Source organism: Syntrophorhabdaceae bacterium (assembly GCA_035541755.1).
GTDB lineage: Bacteria > Desulfobacterota > Syntrophorhabdia > Syntrophorhabdales > Syntrophorhabdaceae > PNOF01.
The window spans coordinates 1-18,282 of record DATKMQ010000003.1 but is presented as its reverse complement, the minus strand read 5'-3'; the positions used below and the strand labels follow the sequence as shown (position 1 = coordinate 18,282).

Genomic DNA, 18,282 nt, shown 5'->3' with positions numbered 1-18,282 from the left:
TGGATTGCGCCACCTGATCATAAGCGCCTTAACCCCTGTTGAATCTCTTAAGCAGCGAATTTGCAATAATATTCTTTTGGATTTCGTTCGTTCCGCCGTAGATTCCCGCCAACCGTGCGTCCCGATAGAACCTCTCGACTTCGTATTCCAGCATGTAGCCGTATCCTCCGTGGATCTGGATCGCTTCGTCGGCTACTTCAACGGCCGCGCGACTTGCATACGCCTTGGCCACGGAGGTGAGTTTGGGATCGACTATCCCCTGATCGAGATTCCATGCGGCACGATAGACAACGAGCCTCGCCGTTTCTATCTTGATCACCATATCGGCCAGTTTGTGCTGAATAGTCTGAAATTCCTCGAGTCTTCTGCCGAATTGTTTTCTCTCCTTCATATGGGTCAACGCCCGGTCGAAAGCCCCCTCAGCTATTCCTAAAGATTGAGCCGCTACCTCAATCCGCATCTCTTCGAAGAGTTCCATTGCCTGATAGAAGCCTCTGTTTTCTTGCCCCAGGAGGCTCGATTTAGGGACTCTCACCTCGTTGAAAGAAAGCTCTCCGGTCGGGACCATCCTGTTGCCCATTTTCTCCCCGATGTCAGAGGCAGTGAACCCCTGTGTGCCCTGATCGACGATAACGGCCGACTGGCCCCGGTAAGTGGGCTTCGCGTCGGGGTCTGTTTGACAGAGAACGATAACGAAGGCACTAACCGGTCCGTTTGTGATGAAGGTCTTTGTGCCGTTTAAGATGAACTCTTCGCCATTTTTCACAGCCGTTGTGCTGAGACAAGTAATGTCACTGCCGTGGTCCGGCTCGGTGAAGGCGCCGCTTGACAGGGCACTACCCTGGGCCACGGCGGTTAAGTATTTTTCCTTCTGTTCTTTGGTGCCGTGGCGGAGAATCATCTCTGCTGATGAGTCGGCTGCGCTCAAGGCCATGCCCAGCCCGGAATCTTGTCGGCAAAAGGCCTCCGTCACGAGAGCGTTTTCCAGCACGCCGTAACCCTGGCCTCCATATTCTTCGGGGTAGTGAATGCCCACAAAACCGAGTTCGCAGGCCTTCCTCCATATTTCATAGGGAAACGTGTGGGTCTTTTCGTGTTCGAGGGCAAGGTCCCTGTCGAACTCGCCCTTGGCGAACTCCTGCGCGGCTTTTTGGATGGCCTCTTGTTCATAAGTGAGTTTGAAATCCATGTTTCTGTCATGCCTCCGTCATGGGTTCAACATCTGTCTTGGGCCGGGCGCCGAAAAACCTCCAAGGCCACTTTTTCCATGAAGTCCTTGTTCATTGTCGGGGCACCAGTAGACTGATTATCTCATTGACGTCGTTGACTTCCTCCAATCTTTCGAGCAGACTGAGTACTTTTTCTCCATTTTCCAGAGAAATCGTCCCGGAGAAGGCGACGTTATCAAGAAATTTCTTTCGTATTTCAGCGGAGGCAAGAGGTGTAAGTATGCCGTTGCCTCTCGGCATATCGACCTCCCTGATCAATTCGATCCCCTGCTTCATTCGTATTATGACCTTTGCCCCAAGGGGCTTGCTTGAAGGAATTGTGGCGGTGAGTCTTATTTTGTTGATAAGATCGGCGATGCTCGGGTCCCGGACGAGCTCTTCAGCAAAGTGCTCCAGTTTTACGTCCTTTCTCAGCAGCGCGTTAGCCACGGTATACTGGAGGTTGAACGCGGCATCGATCTGGGGGACATCTCTGATCTTGAAAGGCTGGCCCACGGCAAAATCATGAGCTGTGGGCGTGATATCCACGACGATTTCATCAATATCATCCGGATCAATGTGGTTTGTCTTATTCAATTCCAGGACGCAGTCAATAGCCGCGTGATTCGAGCGGCAGCAGGGATAGGGTTTGCAGGTGTAGTCTGCATAGAATTCCTCCCCCAGGCGGCGTGTGAGTACTTCAAGCTGGTAACTTTTGCAATAGAGGGAAAAGTATCCGTACTTGCTGAGCAGAGGGTCCCGAATCCCTGTGAACCCCTTTGCGGCAAGGGCGGTTGAAAATATCCCTGCCTGTGCGGAAAGCCCCTGCGGCAGTTTGAAGGAATGTACTCCGTCAAAGATATTTTGAAATGAACCGGCAAACTGGTTGAGCACGATTCCAAAGGCGTGAAGCATTTCGTACTCTTTCAGACGCGCGATCCGTCCGGCTATGGCCGCGGCGCCAAACGCATTAATGGTCCCCGTACAATCAAAACCGGAGTCGATGTTGAGATTTGAGGCGGCGATGATTCTCGAGGCGAGATCGTCCCCGAGGATAAGGGCCGTGAGGAGCTCTTTTCCATCTGCGGAGTGCTGCTCCGCGACCGTAATGGCGGTGGGCACGGTTGTGCCGCTCAGGTGGGCGGGAGTACTCTTACCCTCCACATAAGCACCGGTCGGTTCAAAGTCATAGGACCTCGTCATGACGCTGTTTACGAGGGCTGCATTGTGAGCGGGCACTTTGCCCCCTTGTACAAGGATCGTACTCTCTTTCTTGCCTCCCCACTCGCGTATCAGATCGCCTATCATAGAGCAACCTGATGCCCGTGAACCTGCTATCAGACAGCCCAGGGCATCGATGACCCGATCTCGAGCCCTCTCAACGATTGTTGCATCGAAGGCCTCAAAAGGGGTTTCTACAACGTTTTTTACCATCTCGGCAATAACACTCATATTAGCCCTCCATTCTCTTTTTGTTCCCCGGTTGCCGGATGGACGAGGTTGTGATCACCATCATAGAAGCCCTCCTCTTGCGATCGCAGACAGATCTTCGACTACCGTCTCATAGTCTGCTTTTCGTCCACTTAGTTTTTCTCTTCGGGATATCCTCTCTTTATGAAACTCGATGATTTCCCTGCCGAAAGGCAGGTTGCCGTGGTCGAGATACCTTACGGCGCCTCTGTCGTCTTTGATTCCCATAACCTTACAGGCCACGGAGTTGTGGCTACTGAACGGATTGTCGAGTACGCCCTGTTCCACGGCCTTGAGGGTGCCGATCACCACATCGCCGTCACCGAGATCGAAGACGCGGTCGAGAATGGATCGAACCTCCATTTCAATCATAGTCTGTTCGTCGGCTACAAGCTCCTCATCCGCCGCGACGCCCTGGTTTTTGAAGAGGTTAACCGCCATTCTCCCGGCTTCGAACGTAACAAAAATGTCCTGTGCAGAAGGGATGGTCTTGGCTTCCGATATGGTTCGTACGTCGACTATCTGGGCGCCGCAGAGCCGTGCGAGAAGACAGTTGAATGCGACGACCATATAAGATCCTCCCACATCATGGGGATACTTGGCAAGGGCGAGCCCGGCATTGGTGTTGAACCTCATGCCTGTGTAGCCCAGTGTTTCGAGGTAATAGCCGACAAGTTTATAGAAGGCACGAACGCCGGCTATATCCTGCGCCAGGTTTCCGTGCGCATGGTGATGAAAAACGATCTCTTTTACTCCCTGTTCGGCCATCATGAGGACTTGTGTTAGCTGGGCGGCGATGTTCAGACTTGGCGGTATCCCGCATCCATACAGACCCAGCACCGATGCGCTGATCGGCGCTCCTCTCTCCTCGTAAATGCCGATAAGCCTGTGAAGGTACTGGTGATTGGCCAGGACCTTTTCGATAGGCTCTTTGGAATTCATGTTCCAGAAATTGTAGAGGCCGTCGCCCGAGTCGGCCGTATATCCTCCAGCATAAGCTATCTCGTTGATTATCCTCATATCGGGAGCGCCATAGCGGAGTTGAATCGGTTTGGAAATGGCATTAATAAGCTTTCGTATTCCCATGACACCGTGGTTGACAATGGGAAACCCGTTGAGGGTAGAGATCCCTAATTGGAGCGATCTTTCTATTTCTTTTTGGATGACATGGAAATGATGAGCCCGCGTCAGACTGTCGGGTGATGTTCCGAGAATATCGGCAACCGGTTCCACTGTCTGAAGCAGCTTGATCTGCTGCTCTATGGTTGTGTGGCCCATGCCGGTGATAAGAAGCGTTTCACCGTTCTGCCTTGCTCGAGTAAGACGCGTTGACCATACCTTCTCAGGCGGCATGGATTTGTGGTATGCCACCGCCTCGTCAAGGTCCACCTCTTTGCCGGTCGGCCACTCGGCGAGTACTTCTTTTCTCTCCGCCCAGAATTCATCTCCCATCTTTCGGTTACGTATCATCCCAACCGGCCTCTTCTGCTCACCCAAAAGCACCATATACAAGCTGTTTGTTGAGGTATTTCTTCCCTATCCTCAGCGCTGCCCGTGGCGCCTGCTCACCAAGTAGCCCCACGGCAAAAAGGATATAGCTCCTGTCAATCAGAAAATCGGGAGACTTCGGTTTCAAAGAAAATGGACGCTGTGCGGAGAAAAGGGCGCCTTCGAGTATGGGAAACGCATTTTGTCCATAGGCGAAGATGCCTCCGGTGCCGATGACATGCTTGACTTCAGTCAGGTCCTTGCCGAGCTGAACGTACATGGCTCCGTGAGGAGAATAGACCTCTTCCAACCGTCCTGCATGCCTCTCTACAGCTATCTCCGTTGCCGCCCGAGCCAGCCCCGCGTCGAGCAGGCGATCGGGCTCATCGCTTGGCACGTATTCGGTATGCTCGGTGAGGTACCTAATCCTTCTTTCGAGTTCTGCCGACGATCCGCGGTAGCAAATACTCGAGGCGACGTGTTCTAATCCCGCGTCCTCCAGAATTGACAGTGCGTTATACCTGATTCCCAGATCGCCTTCAACCGTCCTCTTCGCGAACGGCTCCGGTATGCCTCTTTTCATAACTTCATGGTTCTTTGGGTCTCCCTTGGCCACGGAGTGAATGTCGGTTGTAGCTCCGCCGATGTCCACGACCATGAGTTCACCCAGCCCTTCTTCATCGCCGTGGCCCTGGGACATCAGCTCAGCGGCCTTGAGCACAGCCATGGGCGTTGGCATGATGATCCCGTCAATAAAATGGTTCGCCTTATCCAAACCTTTCGCCCGGATTATCCTCTCCATGAAGATTTCCCTGATAGCCCGTCTGCTCGGTTCCACATTCAGTTTGTCGAGTTCTCCCAGGACGTTGTCTACGACAGCCACGTGCCTCGAGCCCGATTCCAATAGCCTTTTGACGTGGTCGGCACAACTTTTATTACCAGCGACGACCACAGGAGTATCCAGGTTTGATGAGGCCAAAACCTTCGCGTTGTGGATGATCACTTCTTCATTGCCCCCGTCCGTGCCACCGACGAGGAGTACGATGTCTGGCGACAATCGCTCTATATCATTAATCTCCGATTGGTTCAACTTGTAGGAATAAGCGCCAATGAGTTTGGCTCCGGCTCCCAATGCCGACAGTCTTCCTGCGTTCATCGAGAGGCTCGGAACAAGCCCGATGACAACGAGACGCAAACCACCGGCCGCGCTACTGCAGGCCAATCTGATATTCGATCCTTTAGCGGTCTGGCCGTCTGGAAGTTGCAACTGGTCAAGCGCATGGCTCAGGCCGACGGTAATATCCGTCTTGACCGTACTGGGCGATTTGCCCGCGCCTATAACCTCTTCGTGATCGATGTCCATGGCCACGACCTTGGTAAAGGTGCTGCCGAAATCTACGAATATACCAACTTCAGACACTATAGCCTTCCCCGGATAATACGAATTCCCTACGCATCGCCTCTAAGCAACCCCTTGCTGATCGCCGAGAGGTCATCGGCAATTGTCTGGTAATCGAGGGCGTTTCCTGCGGCCCCTTGCCTTTCCGCCACCTTCTCTTTGTGGAAAGCCACCAGTTCCCTGCTCAGGGGGAGGTTTCCATGATCGAAATACCGCACCATACCCTGCGCATCCCTGATGCCCTTGACCCTGCACGGAACGAACCGGCTCGTGGAAAAAGGAACATCGAAAGCGCCTGACTCGATCGCCTTGATTTCGCCCTTCACCACGTCGCCATTGCCCATATCGATGATTTTGTCGACAATTAATCGTGTTTCCGTCTCAAGGATGGCCGCTTCTTCTTTAACCTCCTTTTCGTTGAGCTTCAGGACCTGGCCCCGAGACATGGTGATCAATGTCTTTGCAAGCCTGACGCTTGCCGCATTGGCTTCCTTCTTAGGTATGCTTTTTGCTTCTTCGATCGTTTTGACCGTGGCGATCTCGCTGTTACTCGCTATGGCGGCAATAACGCCCAGCGCGATGATACTGCAGGCGGCGAATATGTCTTCGGGAAATCTTCCCGACCAATTGGTGCAGTTGAGGGTCACCTGGACATCATGGTACCCATTGGCGTTAAGATAAAGCTCGAGCATCTTGCGAGCCGTGATCATGGCCGCGACGTCCTGAACGAGATTTCCCTGAGTATTCACCGCAAGACTAATATTCACCACGCCCTGTTCTGCTGCGATTAAGGAGTCGACGATGGCCCCTGCTATGAGAACGCTGAAAGGACATAGTATGGCGAAGCCTCCTGCCACAGACGCGGTTAAGGGAACTCCTCGGTCAGCATAGTGACCCATAAGCCTGTAGACATACTGAAAATTCGTGATCACCGTCTCCAAAGGCATCGAACTCGAATATTGACAGAACGCATTGAGCGGGTTGCCAGAAGTACCGGTATGTCCTCCCGCAAACCCGATCTCGTCAATCAGTCTGTAATCGGGCGAGATACCCCGAATCATGACGGGGCGGTCAACGCTTTCTATTATCCTCCGTATATCCGTTATGCGATATGCGACCATAGGGAATCCATTGATGACCCATCTTCCCGTTTCAAGACTTTTTTTCAGGCCCAATTCGGCGTCCCTGTACTTTTGATTTCGTGTCATGCTGTCTACCATGGTTCCCAGGAGATCGATCTCTCCTTCATTTTGGAGAAAGAGCAGATACCTGGTGAACTCCTCCAGATCAGGAACTCCGGATTCGGAGCGGATGAGGGTCCTTCTATTCTTCCGTGCCTCCAACAATGTCAGAGCGAAATTCTTGTGCGAAGGAAGGCTCTTATGAAACGCCACAGCCTCATCCAGGTCCACGTTTGAAGCGGCAGGCCAGGTGGCAAGCACTTCCTGTCTCATCCGCATAAACTCTTTTTCGGTCATCCGTTTATTTCTAAAGTCCACGGGCACTCCTTTTCCTCCTGCAGTCGGCTTCGAGGTCGGCGATGACCTGGGAGAGCTTAACGTCCGGCGGATAGACCCTGTCGAATCCCATTTCCTTGAACGCATTCTCCGAATCTTCCCAACTGGATTCACGGATGACAAGCTGCCCCCCGAGGTAGAGGAGGATTTGTTTCAACCCTGCTTCATCGCATTTCTCCCGAAGCCCGGGTACGAGAATTGAAGCGTGGCCACCGAGCGATGAAATGAGAAGGGCGTCTGCATTCGTTTCAATAGCCGCTTCTATGAACTGCTCTTGAGATACCTGCGCTCCCAGAGGAACTACCCGGAAACCGGCCTGTCTCAAAGCATGCTCGACAATTCTAATCCCCATGATATGCACGTCCTCTCCTATAACGCCGGTGACCAAAGTACCTTCTGCCGTCTCGAAATCGTTCATGAGTGTTCCTCTCTCAACCCTTGTTATATGTGATCTGAGGACAATGAAGGAAATCTCCTATGTTCAATGCCTCAATACATCTGTTACAGGATATGCAACGGGCGCGATGCAGATCACCCTGTTGCCAGTCATTGATTATGTGTGGTTCCCTGATAAACGGCCGACATAGTGAGATATAATCGGCTTCGCCTTTTTCGATGATCTCTTTCATAAATACAGGGTTCCTCAAACCACCGACCATCATGACGGGCACGGCGACTTGTGTCTTGACTTCAACGCACCACCGCCGGAAATAAGCCTCTCGATCGGGTCTATCTATGTCTGTCCGATATTCGGTCCCTTCAAAGATCTCGCCTCGTAGTCCCTGACTAATTTCCAGCGCGTCGAACCCCAGCTCGGCCAGGGCTAAAGCGGCCTTCTTGCCTTCCGAGAAATCAAGACCGTATGGAAAGCCGTCCTGAACGCCGAGTTTGATGAGCACGGGATAATCGTTACCCACGCGGCCTCTCACCGTCTTGTAAATCTCACGATGCAGGCGGAGCCGGTTCTCAAGGGAGCCGCCCCAGGCATCGTCTCGTCGATTCGCATGTGGAGATAAAAACTGACTCAAGAGGAATGCGTGGGCGCCGTGAATTTGTACGGCGTCGAAACCGGCTTCCCTGGCTCTTCGGGCAGCATTTCCAAAAGCGACTATGATCTCGAGAAGCTCTTCTTCGGTCGCGGCCCGATAGGTCGCTCCAGTAAAAAAGGGATCATGTTCGATTACAGAAGGAGCCAGGGCATAGCCGTCTGCCTGCCCGAGCCATTTGCCCCTCTGCCTGCCGGAATGAACGAGTTGAAGGGCGATCTTCGCCCCACGGCTGTGTACTGACGCGGTCAGTTTTTTGTACGCCGGAATGTACTTATCGTCTGCTATGGAGTTCTGAACAGGCCGGATCTGATCGGCGGCATGGACGCATGTCATACCTGTTACGATCAAACCAACCCCTCCCGCAGCGAGTTCCGAAAAGTATTGGATCTGCTTGTTCGATACGAATCCCGATTCAGCGCCGTTATCAACGGTGGCCGATCTTACGAAACGATTCTCCAATTTCATGCCGTTTATCTCTGTCCGTTCGAACAGCTGGTTCATCCCGTTTACTCTAAACTTTTTAGTTTCTCGATGAAGATGGGCAGAACGACTTTCCAATCGCCCACCACGCCGAACTGGGCCTGTTTGAAAATGGCGGCCGCCGGATCCCTGTTGATGGCTATGATAGTCTTGGACCGAGAGCAGCCTGACATATGTTGGCTTGCACCGGAAATGCCCACGGCAAGATAGAGTCTGGGGGCTACGATCTTGCCGGTAATGCCAACCTGTATGGTGGTCGGTACCCACCCGTTGTCACAGGCAACCCGGGAGGCGCCGAGCGCGCCCTTCAGGAATCTTGCCGCTTCCTCCAGTTGTTTGAATCCCTCGGAATCTCCGATGCCTCTGCCGCCGGATACGATCACCTCGGCGTCTTCAAGTTTGACGCCGCTTACGGCCTCAACCACTTTTTCAAGAACAGATATACGCGACGCCGATGAATCGTAATTCCAATCAACAGATATGAATTCCCCGTTTCGCTCCATATGTTCGGCAGGCGTCAAAGATTTCGATCTGACTGTAGCCATCTGAGGGAAGCCTTCACTTGTATAGGTGGCTAAAGCAAGACCTCCATACACCGGTTTTGTTCGTAAAAGAGACTTTGTGTCAGGCTCGACAGACAATTCGATGCAGTCTGTCGCAATGGTCGTATTGAGGTTGAATGCGAGGCGAGGGCCAAGATCAGCGCCCACATCAGTGTGGCCGAAAATGAGAAAACGCGGGTTTTGCTTTTCTATAATGGTTGACGCTGCCGACATATAGAGTTCCGTCCGGTAGAACGCGAGTTCCGGGTGGTCTACTACATAGACCCTGTCTGCGCCTAAGGACATGGCTTCACGGGCAGCCTCCGTTATCCCGCCGCCGATGAACATGACGATGAGCGCCTCACCCAGATCGTCGGCCAGCTTTCGCGCCCCCCCGAGCAATTCTTTGGTAATGGCAGAGATTTTTCCATCTCTCGTCTCACCGTAAATCACGACATCTTTGCAATCAGCCATATCGAACACCACCTTTGAATTACAGTATCTTCTCTTTTCTCAGGGTTAGGGCCAGGTTTTCGGCCATTTCCTGCTGGGTCTCTCCTTCCATGATCGCGCATATCCCCTCGGATACCGGTTGGAAGAGTTTCAGGATTGTAAGCTTTCTCCCTTTGGCGCCCACGTCTGAAGCATCAAGACCGATGTCTGACGGTTTCCAGACAAGCGGCTGTATTTTATTTGCCGTTCTGATATTCTGGATTGCGGGATATCGCGCCTGACCGATCTCATTGCTTACGGTGATCACGGCTGGCAGGCTGACTTCGACAACCTCGTAGCCATCGGCGGTCACCCTTTCCACCCTGGCCTTTTTGTCCACTATCTCAATCTTTCTAGCCACCGTCACGCTCGGAAGCTTCAACATCTCCGCTATGCCGGAACCGACCTGGCCCGCGTTCCAGTCTGCGGCCTGTCTGCCACACAGGATAAGATCGTAGCTCCCGATCTTCTTGATGGCTGAGGAGAGAGCGAGGACCGTCGACCAGCTGTCTCCTCCTGCAAAGGCATCGTCCTCGAGAAGGATGAGTTCGTCCGCGCCCATGAAGAGCGGTTTCTTCACGACCACTCGATCAAGGCCTTTACCGAGGGCAAGGGTCGTAACCCTGGCACCAACCGCGTCTTTTATCCTGAGGGCGGCTTCGACAGCCTGTTCATCGAAAGGATTGATGACCCTCAGGACCTTGGGCGAGGTCGCGAGCACCTTGTTTTCAGGGTCGAGCCTGAAGGAATCCGCGGGGGCTTCTGGATCGGCTATCTCTTTCACACATACGATAATGTTCATAATCATTCTCCGAAAAGAAATGACAGGCTGTGTGAGCCCCTGTCTCGGAGGGCCTATGGCTTTTGCTCGGCGCTACCCTCCGGTTACCTGTAAAACCCGATCAACGGGGCTTACGACTCCTGCAGGGCGTCCGCTGCGCGAGCCGAAGGTTGCCCGGCCTTTGCCATGATGTTGGCTGCTTTTACCAGGCTTAAGAGGCCAGTCGATCCGCCGTGCAGAATACTGAGATGCACACGAACCCAGTGCTCGAAGGTGAGTTCTTTTTGAGGCGCCATACCGCCGTACACCTCGAGACCCGCTTCGATAATGCGCATGAGCACCTTCTTGATATACCAGTTAATATAGTACCATCCGAGCACATCTCTCATCTGACCCTGTCCCACGTTGTGCCACTCCCAGGCATCTTGATACAGAAGGAGCTTTGTGGTCCGTAACAGGCAATCGGTCTCCGATATGAGTGTGCCAACGTTGCTGTGTTGAATAATCGGCTTGCCGCCCTGAATTCTCGCCATGGCGTATTCTTTCATGTCTTCCCATGTCCTCTCAGCCCATCCGAGGACGGCAAACATGTGGAGGGATTTGCCGGCGAGGCGCGACTTCATGACATCAAAGGCTCCATTCACCGGGCTCACCCGGTATCTGTCGGGGATCCTGTAATTCTCGAAATGCATCTGCACGTTTGTCACGAGTTCGTTGCCCATCATATCATTTACGCGGGCGACCGACCACCCCGGCAGGCGTGTGTCGATGACGAACTGAGTCACGGATTTGGTGATGGGACCTTTGGGATCTGTCCGTGCCATGACCGTGAGATAATTAGAAACACCTCCGGCGGTACAGAACATCTTGTCCCCGTTAAAGACCCATTCGTCTTTCTCTTTACGCGCCAAATACTGGCCTGTTGCTCCTGGCTCGTCATAGGGCATGAGGAAATCACTCCCGCTGTTCGGCTCAGTGATGGAAGCTCCCATCATGGTCTTCTTGTCTTTCATGAAATCGTCCAGCACCTCTTTTGCGATGTCTTTGGGCGCGTATGCGAAAGCGGCGAGCTGTTTCCACGTTATAGTCATGAGTCTGCCGAACTGGCCGCCCATATACCCGGCCATCTCGGCCATGGCACCCTGGGCGAGATGATCTTCTTCGTAGCCTCCGCCGCCGTATTCGGCCGGGGCCGTTATTTGCCTCAGTCCCGCATCATGTGCTTTGGCAACTAAATCCCATGGCATGCGGGCCCTCAGGTCCGCGCTCGTGGCATTTGCCGGGATTGTCTGATCTGCGATCTCATTCAAGGTTTTGAGGTCAACTTCCCTCGTGCAGAAATCCTTCATGAGCATGGCCAGACTTTTTTGTTCCTCGTTTAGGTAAGGCAGGTTAAAATCTATCATGCGCGCGATCCTCCCTTTTTGCTAAGTTTTTCCTGATATGAGGCAAGAAGTATGCCATGAGTCGAGGTTATCATAAAGTTATTGCCTCTCACAACGTTATAATCATCTGAAATGAAAAGCCAAAATAGGTCCACGGTACAGAGCACTCTCTCGAAGCTCGACTGCTTTGTCTCGAACCGGCGTTCGGACGACGGGATAATAATCGTGATATTTAGTCATTAATCATGAAATATTGCCATTGTGACCCGGTTCATTCCTGACGTTGCTCTGTGGAAAGAGGGCTCTCCATCCATATTGTATCACTCCGGATCAGGGCGGAAGAGGAGATGAAGTTCAGTCGCTCAACCGATGCGGGAATCCGGATAAGACGGAGGATCCACATTCTGAACATTAACCTCCAGCGCGTCAATGAAGGACGAAAGAGCCGAGGAATGAGGTGGTGGCCATCAATCTTTTTCAGCATGATGAACGGCGGCAATATTATTTTCTTTGACTTTATTCGGTGACTGTGTCGTATTATCATGTAATTGTTCTTGAGGCGGTCGGGACGAGAGGACATTAAAAGTGAATAGTGACCCGTGCCTGAGATGTAACAGATATCTGCATGCTCTTCATTTGGTGTGCGGACGAAGGGCAGCAAAAACGCAAGAGAAACAGATCGATTGACTTTCTCGTGTTTCGGTATTCACCCAAAAAAAAGACAAAGTCAAGATCAAGAGAAGATACAATGATAAACGAGGAGGAAAAGGAATATGCCGCTTTTTGAAGAGAACAGGGATTACAGCGATTTCAGGAAAGTTGTGAGGAAATTCGTAGCAAAAGAGATAACACCGCATCGGGAAGAGTGGGATAAAGCAGGGATCGTTCCGCGCGAACTGTTCCTGAAAATGGGTAAGCAGGGCTTCTTGTGTCCATGGCTTCCCGAAGAGTACGGCGGGATGGATGTGGACGCCCGCTATTCTCTTCTCATAGTGAACGAGGAACTGGCCTGGGGAGACGGATTCAGCGTGGGGGCGCCCCTCCACAGCGACGTCGCAGCGCCGTATCTGTTCTCATATGGAACAGAGGAGCTGAAAAAGAGGATACTGCCAAAGGCCGCATCAGGAGAGACCATACTGGCCATCGGCCTTACCGAACCCGACGCAGGGTCGGACCTTGCATCGATTCGCACACGGGCGGTAAAGGATGGTGACCATTATATCATTAACGGTCAGAAGACCTTCATAACGAACGGCATAAATACTGACCTTGTCATTGCTGCGTGCAAGATAGAATCACCCACGGGTCAGAAGGGTATCAGCATGATTGCAATAGACGGCGACACACCCGGGTTTACCCGGCGAAAGCTTCATAAGCTGGGCCAGGACTCCCAGGATACGGCGGAGCTCGCGTTTGAGGATTGCAAAGTGCCGGCGAGTAACCTTCTCGGTGAGGAAGGAAAAGGCTTCAAATATATGATGGAGAAGCTTGCCAGAGAGCGGCTTGAGGTGTGCGTTAAATGTCAGGCCATGGCGGAATTGGCTTTTAAAGAGGGCCTTGAATACGCAAAGGTGAGGGAAGCCTTCAAAAAACCCATCGGCGATTTCCAGCATAACGCCTTCAAGCTTGCCGAGATGGCAACCGATATTGAAGTGGGTCGCACCTTTCTGGAAACACTTGTGGCCGAGTACGTGAGAGGTGAGAATATAGACCCCAAGAGGGTCTCCATGGCAAAGGCATTCCTTGGTGAGATGGTGAACCGTGTTGCCTATCAGGCGCTGCAGCTTCACGGCGGATACGGGTATATGGAAGAATACCGGATCAGCAGGATTTACCGGGATGTGCGGGCCTTGTCGATCCTTGCAGGCACCACGGAGATTATGAAGCTCATTATTGCCCGAAACCTGGGATTGAACCCGTAAAAACCGGTGCGGGGACAGACAGATAGACGCCAGAAATCGGGCATTTGACACACTGCGATGCACATACTGGTCGTATGGACCTTGGATTCTCTCAGCTGAGCTACCAATGGGATCCACGCGCAAAGAACGGCGCTAAAGGCTAAACCGCAGTCGAAGCTTCTTTTATTGCAGGTTGTGTTTTTTTGCCCAGACAGACACATGTACGGGGCTTTCAAGCACCTCCACGCCTGCTGCCTCGAGCGCCTCTTGTTTACCGCCGACCGAACCTGATGCGCCACGCACAATAGCCCCGGCGTGGCCCATCCGTTTACCCTGTGGAGAGTGACGTCCGGCGATGTACGCGGCCACCGGTTTGGTCATCTTTCTCGAGATGAAGCCTGCGGCTTTCTCTTCCTGCTCTCCGCCCACTTCTCCGACGACGATCACCGCGTCGGTGCCCTCGTCTTCCTCAAAGAGCTCGAGGATGTCCGCGAGGTTTCTTAAGACCACGGGATCGGCGCCCATGCCGACCACGGTACTCTGACCCACATGGTTTTCTGAGAGGATGCCGGCGAATTCATAGGAGAGGGTACCGCTTCGTGAGATGATGCCCACCCTGCCGGGTGCAAAGAGTGAGGCTGGCATGATGCCCATTTTTCCTTTTCCAGGCACGAGGATTCCTGGGGTCGTGGGCCCCAGCGCAAATACGCCTTTCTCAATAGCGTAATTGCGCATCTTTACCACATCCTTTACAGGAATATGTTCGGGAACAATGACGATGAGCTTAATCCCGGCGTCTATGGTTTCGAGAAAGGCATCGAGGACGAAGGCCGCGGGGACGAAGAAAACAGACGCGTTAGCCCCCGTGTCCTTTACCGCCTCCATGACGCTGTCGAATACAGGCACCCCCTCGACTATGGAGCCGCCTTTGCCCGGGGTTACGCCTCCGACCACCTTTGTTCCATAGTCGAGCATCCAGTGCGTCTGGGTGCTTCCGATACGGCCTGTTATGCCCTGCACAATCACTCGGGTTGAATCATCAATCAATATGCTCATTATTAAACCTCTCCGACAAGTTCGTATAGACGCTGCACAGCCTTCTCTGTGGCCGCTTCGGTGACCACGTGCACTCCGCCGGACCGGAATATCTCCCAGGTCTCCTGCTCCCTGTTTCCGAGCGCTTTGGCAACGATGGGAATTTTCAGACCATGCTCCTCAATGTAGCGAACAACCCCTTTTGCTCCTTCATGGATGGGGTTGATGCCGCCATATACGTTGATGAATATGGCCTTAAGTCCTGGTTTCATCATGACGAGTTCCATGCAACGGTAAAGCAGATCGGCGGTAATACCTCCTCCCGTCTCAAGGAAATTGGCCGGTCTCATCTTTTCGCCGATGATATCCATGGAGGCCATGCCGAGGCCGGCGCCGGATGAGATGATGCCAATATCTCCGTCGAGGTCCACATAAGTCACCCCGATCTCTCTGCCTCGGCGCTCAAGCGGATTCTCGATCCGGTCCACGCGATCCGGTAAGGGGAAGCGGATTCTCGATAGCGCCGAATCGTCCACCTCCAAAACAGCGTCAACGGCGAGCAGTCTGCCACTCGTTAGCACAGCCAGTGGATTTATCTCGGCAATGAGCGCCTCGTAGCGTTCCGCCACATTGTATAGTTGGCCGATCACATCTGTCCACGAGGTGATAAGCTGCTGCTTGAGACCGAGCATCTTGAGGAGTGTGCGTGCCCGATATGGATAGTAGCCGAAGGATGGTTCGATGTGAATTGCCGCAATCTTTTCCGGAGATGTCCTTGCCGTCTCCTCGATGAGCACGCCCCCCTCGGTGCTGACAACGATCACCGGTTTGCCCGAATATCCGTCTACGGTTATACCGAGGTACAACTCCTGCGCGATCTCGACTTTTTCACAGACGAGGATCTTGTGCACGGGAAATCCCTTTATGTCCGAGCCGAGAAGCGATTCGGCGACTTCCTTTAACTGATCAGGGGTGGAAGCGATTTTGATCCCGCCGGAAAGGCCGCGTCCCCCAACGAGGACCTGCGCCTTGAGCATGACGGGATAACCTATTTCTCCTGCTATGTGAAGGGCCTCGTGCATGGTCCCTGCCACCCCCCGGCGGGGGACCGGAATGCCGTTCTCTTCAAAGATGTCTAATGCCTCATATTCGTGCAGTCTCATGGTAACACCCGTTCCTTGTTCAATGATGATTTTAAGGGCGCATGTGGAGCTCGTATTCACATACCCGGTGAATTATAAAATCCGAGGGGCAATAAGTCAATGGTAAAATTATATATCCAATTATATTGTAAATTATCGGTGGGGTTAAGAGAGCAGGCGGCTACTGTTTCAGGTACTGTTGATATAAGAGGCCGTACAGATCATAAGTGCGGAAGTATTAGGCGATGATCTACGCATGGCTCTCAGGGAGTGAAGCACGGCGACCGAGGTACGCCGAAGCGCCCGCCAAAATAGTTTATGATAATTAAAAAAATAAATTGCATTTGTGATTTAATTGATGTAGACTGATTCCATGACAGAGCGAAAAACCTCAAAAACAACAAAGCAGAAGGAAGACTCCAGCCAGATTGCCTATCACAAGATTCGCCACATGCTTTACAACAAGGAACTGGTGCCCGGCCAAAGAATCGCATACAGGGACCTTGCTGAGAAGCTTGAGCTGAGTCCGACCCCGATTATTCAGGCCCTTAAATGGCTTGAACTCCAGGGGTTCGTCCAGCACGAGCCGAACCGGGGCTATTCCATGGCGCCATTCAGTATCAAGGAGATTGAAGAACTCTACGAACTGAGGGAGCTTGTTGAGCCGTCGCTCATCGCTGCCACGATCCAGCGTATCGACAAGAAAGGTCTCGGGGAACTTAAACTCGCGCTTGAGGCCCATCTTTCGGCCGAAAGAGAGTTTTACCTGAAAGAACGGCTCTTCAAAAACAGGGAGTTTCACATGACCCTTGCCTCGTTATCGGGGAAGGGGACCCAGGTACGCCTGTTACAAAACGTATTTGATATGTTGTTTCTCAAGTACGGAGGCAACTACTTCCCTATGGCTTCATTAAAATCGACCGATCAGGCGCATCAGGAGATATATGATGCCGTGGCGCTGCGCAGTCTTGAAAGGGCAAGGACGGTGCTCAAGAACCACCTGACGAATGTAAAGGTGCAGGTCATGTCGAGCATCAGGAAAATGCTGGCGGAACAGGAACGGACCGAGTTCTAAACTCACGCAAAATTTATCTTACGGTAAGGAGGTTCAGGATGGGTGTCAAAACAAAAGAAGAATATATCGAGTCGATCAGGGCGCTCAAGCCCACCGCATACATGTTCGGGAAACGGATCGAAAGCGTGGTGGACAATCCACGTATTCGGGCCGGCATTGAGGCCACGGCGGCGACATATGAACTGGCCAATATGCCTGAGAACCGTGATCTCATGGTCACCATGAGTCCTCTCATTAACGAACCGGTGAGCCGATTTACCCTGCCGCCGGCGAGTATTGAAGACCTGGTGGCACGGGTGAAGGTCAACCGGAAGGTTGCTAACTATGTGGGCACATGCCATCAGCGGTGTACGGGCCTGGACTGCTTGTCCAGTCTCGCTATTGTGACCTACGATATCGATCAGAAGTACGGAACCAATTACAATAAAAATTTCCTGGAATTTCTTAAACACATGCAGAAAAATGACCTGACCGGCAATGCCGGCGTCACCGATGTGAAGGGTGATCGTTCGCTCAATCCGAACGAGCAGGTGGATAAAGACATGTTTCTCCGTGTAGTTGAAAAGCGAAACGATGGAATCGTCGTGCGCGGGGCCAAATCACATCAAACCGGCTCGCTTTCCTCGCACGAAATCATCGTGCTTCCCACCCGGGCCATGGGCAAGGCTGATACCGATTACTCCGTGTCTTTCGCCGTGCCCGCTGACACCAAAGGTTTGATACACGTGGTGGGAAGATCTACCCTTGACATGCGGGAGCTCGATGGCTGCGATATCGGCAATGTCTACTATTCGAAATACTGTCCCACACTCATCTTCGACGACGTTTTTGTCCCGTGGGAGAGGGTCTTCATGTGCGGCGAAACGGAATTTGCATCTGATATGGTTGTTAAGTTCTCCTCGCTTCATCGCCAGAGCCATGGCGGGTGCAAATCAGGGAAGATCGATTGCATGATCGGTACGGCCCTCACCATGATGGACTACAACGGAACCAGCATGGCCGGCCACCTGAAACAAAAGGTTATCGATATGATTCACCGTGCCGAAACGCTCTATGGGTGTTGCCTCGCCTCTTCTTACGAAGGGAAAAAGCAACCTTCAGGCACATATTTCATCGATACCGTGCTTGCCAATGCCTCCAAGCTTCACGAGGGTAAGGAGATGGCCGAGGCCACGAGGCTGATGGTCGATGCGTGCGGCGGGTATGTGGCCGATCTGCCCTCTGACAGGGATTTCGAGAACCCGGAGGTGGGCGATCTGCTCAAAAAGTATCTCAAGGGTGTTGATAGCGTCCCGGTGGAGAGCCGTGTTAAGATGTA

At 52.6% G+C, this 18,282-nt stretch carries 15 protein-coding genes; 3 read left to right on the top strand and 12 right to left on the bottom strand.

Annotated elements, in window-relative coordinates; all coding sequences use genetic code 11:
• Positions 1–28: 28 nt before the first annotated feature.
• The 10 genes from VMT62_00185 to VMT62_00140 all read right to left on the bottom strand — a co-directional run bounded on the left by VMT62_00185 (position 29) and on the right by VMT62_00140 (position 11,832).
• A complete protein-coding gene (locus tag VMT62_00185; GenBank protein HVN94824.1) occupies positions 29–1,189 on the bottom strand; it encodes an acyl-CoA dehydrogenase family protein in 1,161 nt (386 codons plus the stop codon).
• Between the two features lie 91 nt (positions 1,190–1,280).
• The gene (locus VMT62_00180) at positions 1,281–2,660 is read right to left on the bottom strand and encodes an MmgE/PrpD family protein (GenBank protein ID HVN94823.1); all 1,380 of its coding nucleotides are present in this window, start codon (positions 2,658–2,660) and stop codon (positions 1,281–1,283) included.
• A 60-nt stretch (positions 2,661–2,720) separates the two neighbouring features.
• Entirely contained in the window at positions 2,721–4,148 is a 1,428-nt protein-coding gene (locus tag VMT62_00175; GenBank protein ID HVN94822.1) for a hypothetical protein, read from the bottom strand.
• Positions 4,149–4,167: 19 nt separating this feature from the next.
• Positions 4,168–5,586 carry a methylaspartate mutase accessory protein GlmL gene (glmL, locus tag VMT62_00170; GenBank protein HVN94821.1) on the bottom strand — a complete coding sequence of 473 codons (1,419 nt, stop codon included), beginning with the start codon at positions 5,584–5,586 and terminating at the stop codon, positions 4,168–4,170.
• Between the two features lie 29 nt (positions 5,587–5,615).
• Positions 5,616–7,064: a methylaspartate mutase subunit E gene (locus tag VMT62_00165; GenBank protein ID HVN94820.1), complete on the bottom strand. Its 1,449-nt coding sequence runs from the start codon at positions 7,062–7,064 to the stop codon at positions 5,616–5,618.
• Positions 7,054–7,500 carry a methylaspartate mutase subunit S gene (gene glmS, locus VMT62_00160; protein ID HVN94819.1) on the bottom strand — a complete coding sequence of 149 codons (447 nt, stop codon included), beginning with the start codon at positions 7,498–7,500 and terminating at the stop codon, positions 7,054–7,056. The genes VMT62_00165 and glmS overlap by 11 nt, the downstream gene beginning before the upstream one ends.
• Positions 7,501–7,513: 13 nt before the next feature.
• Entirely contained in the window at positions 7,514–8,632 is a 1,119-nt protein-coding gene (locus tag VMT62_00155) for an NADH:flavin oxidoreductase (GenBank protein HVN94818.1), read from the bottom strand.
• Between the two features lie 5 nt (positions 8,633–8,637).
• The gene (locus VMT62_00150; protein ID HVN94817.1) at positions 8,638–9,627 is read right to left on the bottom strand and encodes an electron transfer flavoprotein subunit alpha/FixB family protein; all 990 of its coding nucleotides are present in this window, start codon (positions 9,625–9,627) and stop codon (positions 8,638–8,640) included.
• A 19-nt stretch (positions 9,628–9,646) separates the two neighbouring features.
• The gene (locus tag VMT62_00145; GenBank protein ID HVN94816.1) at positions 9,647–10,447 is read right to left on the bottom strand and encodes an electron transfer flavoprotein subunit beta/FixA family protein; all 801 of its coding nucleotides are present in this window, start codon (positions 10,445–10,447) and stop codon (positions 9,647–9,649) included.
• A gap of 110 nt (positions 10,448–10,557) precedes the next feature.
• Positions 10,558–11,832, bottom strand: coding sequence for an acyl-CoA dehydrogenase family protein (locus VMT62_00140; protein ID HVN94815.1), 1,275 nt, complete (start codon positions 11,830–11,832; stop codon positions 10,558–10,560).
• A 752-nt stretch (positions 11,833–12,584) separates the two neighbouring features.
• On the opposite strand from VMT62_00140, the gene VMT62_00135 reads away from it, so the two are divergent.
• The gene (locus VMT62_00135) at positions 12,585–13,733 is read left to right on the top strand and encodes an acyl-CoA dehydrogenase family protein (GenBank protein HVN94814.1); all 1,149 of its coding nucleotides are present in this window, start codon (positions 12,585–12,587) and stop codon (positions 13,731–13,733) included.
• Between the two features lie 162 nt (positions 13,734–13,895).
• On the opposite strand, the gene sucD is transcribed toward VMT62_00135, so the two are convergent.
• Positions 13,896–14,768: a succinate--CoA ligase subunit alpha gene (gene sucD, locus VMT62_00130; GenBank protein HVN94813.1), complete on the bottom strand. Its 873-nt coding sequence runs from the start codon at positions 14,766–14,768 to the stop codon at positions 13,896–13,898.
• Positions 14,769–14,770: 2 nt separating this feature from the next.
• A complete protein-coding gene (locus VMT62_00125) occupies positions 14,771–15,910 on the bottom strand; it encodes an ATP-grasp domain-containing protein (GenBank protein HVN94812.1) in 1,140 nt (379 codons plus the stop codon).
• Between the two features lie 352 nt (positions 15,911–16,262).
• Between VMT62_00125 and VMT62_00120 the strand changes: the two genes are divergently transcribed.
• Positions 16,263–16,964: a GntR family transcriptional regulator gene (locus VMT62_00120; GenBank protein ID HVN94811.1), complete on the top strand. Its 702-nt coding sequence runs from the start codon at positions 16,263–16,265 to the stop codon at positions 16,962–16,964.
• A gap of 38 nt (positions 16,965–17,002) precedes the next feature.
• The coding region (locus VMT62_00115; GenBank protein ID HVN94810.1) for a 4-hydroxyphenylacetate 3-hydroxylase N-terminal domain-containing protein at positions 17,003–18,282 on the top strand (1,280 nt) is incomplete at its 3' end.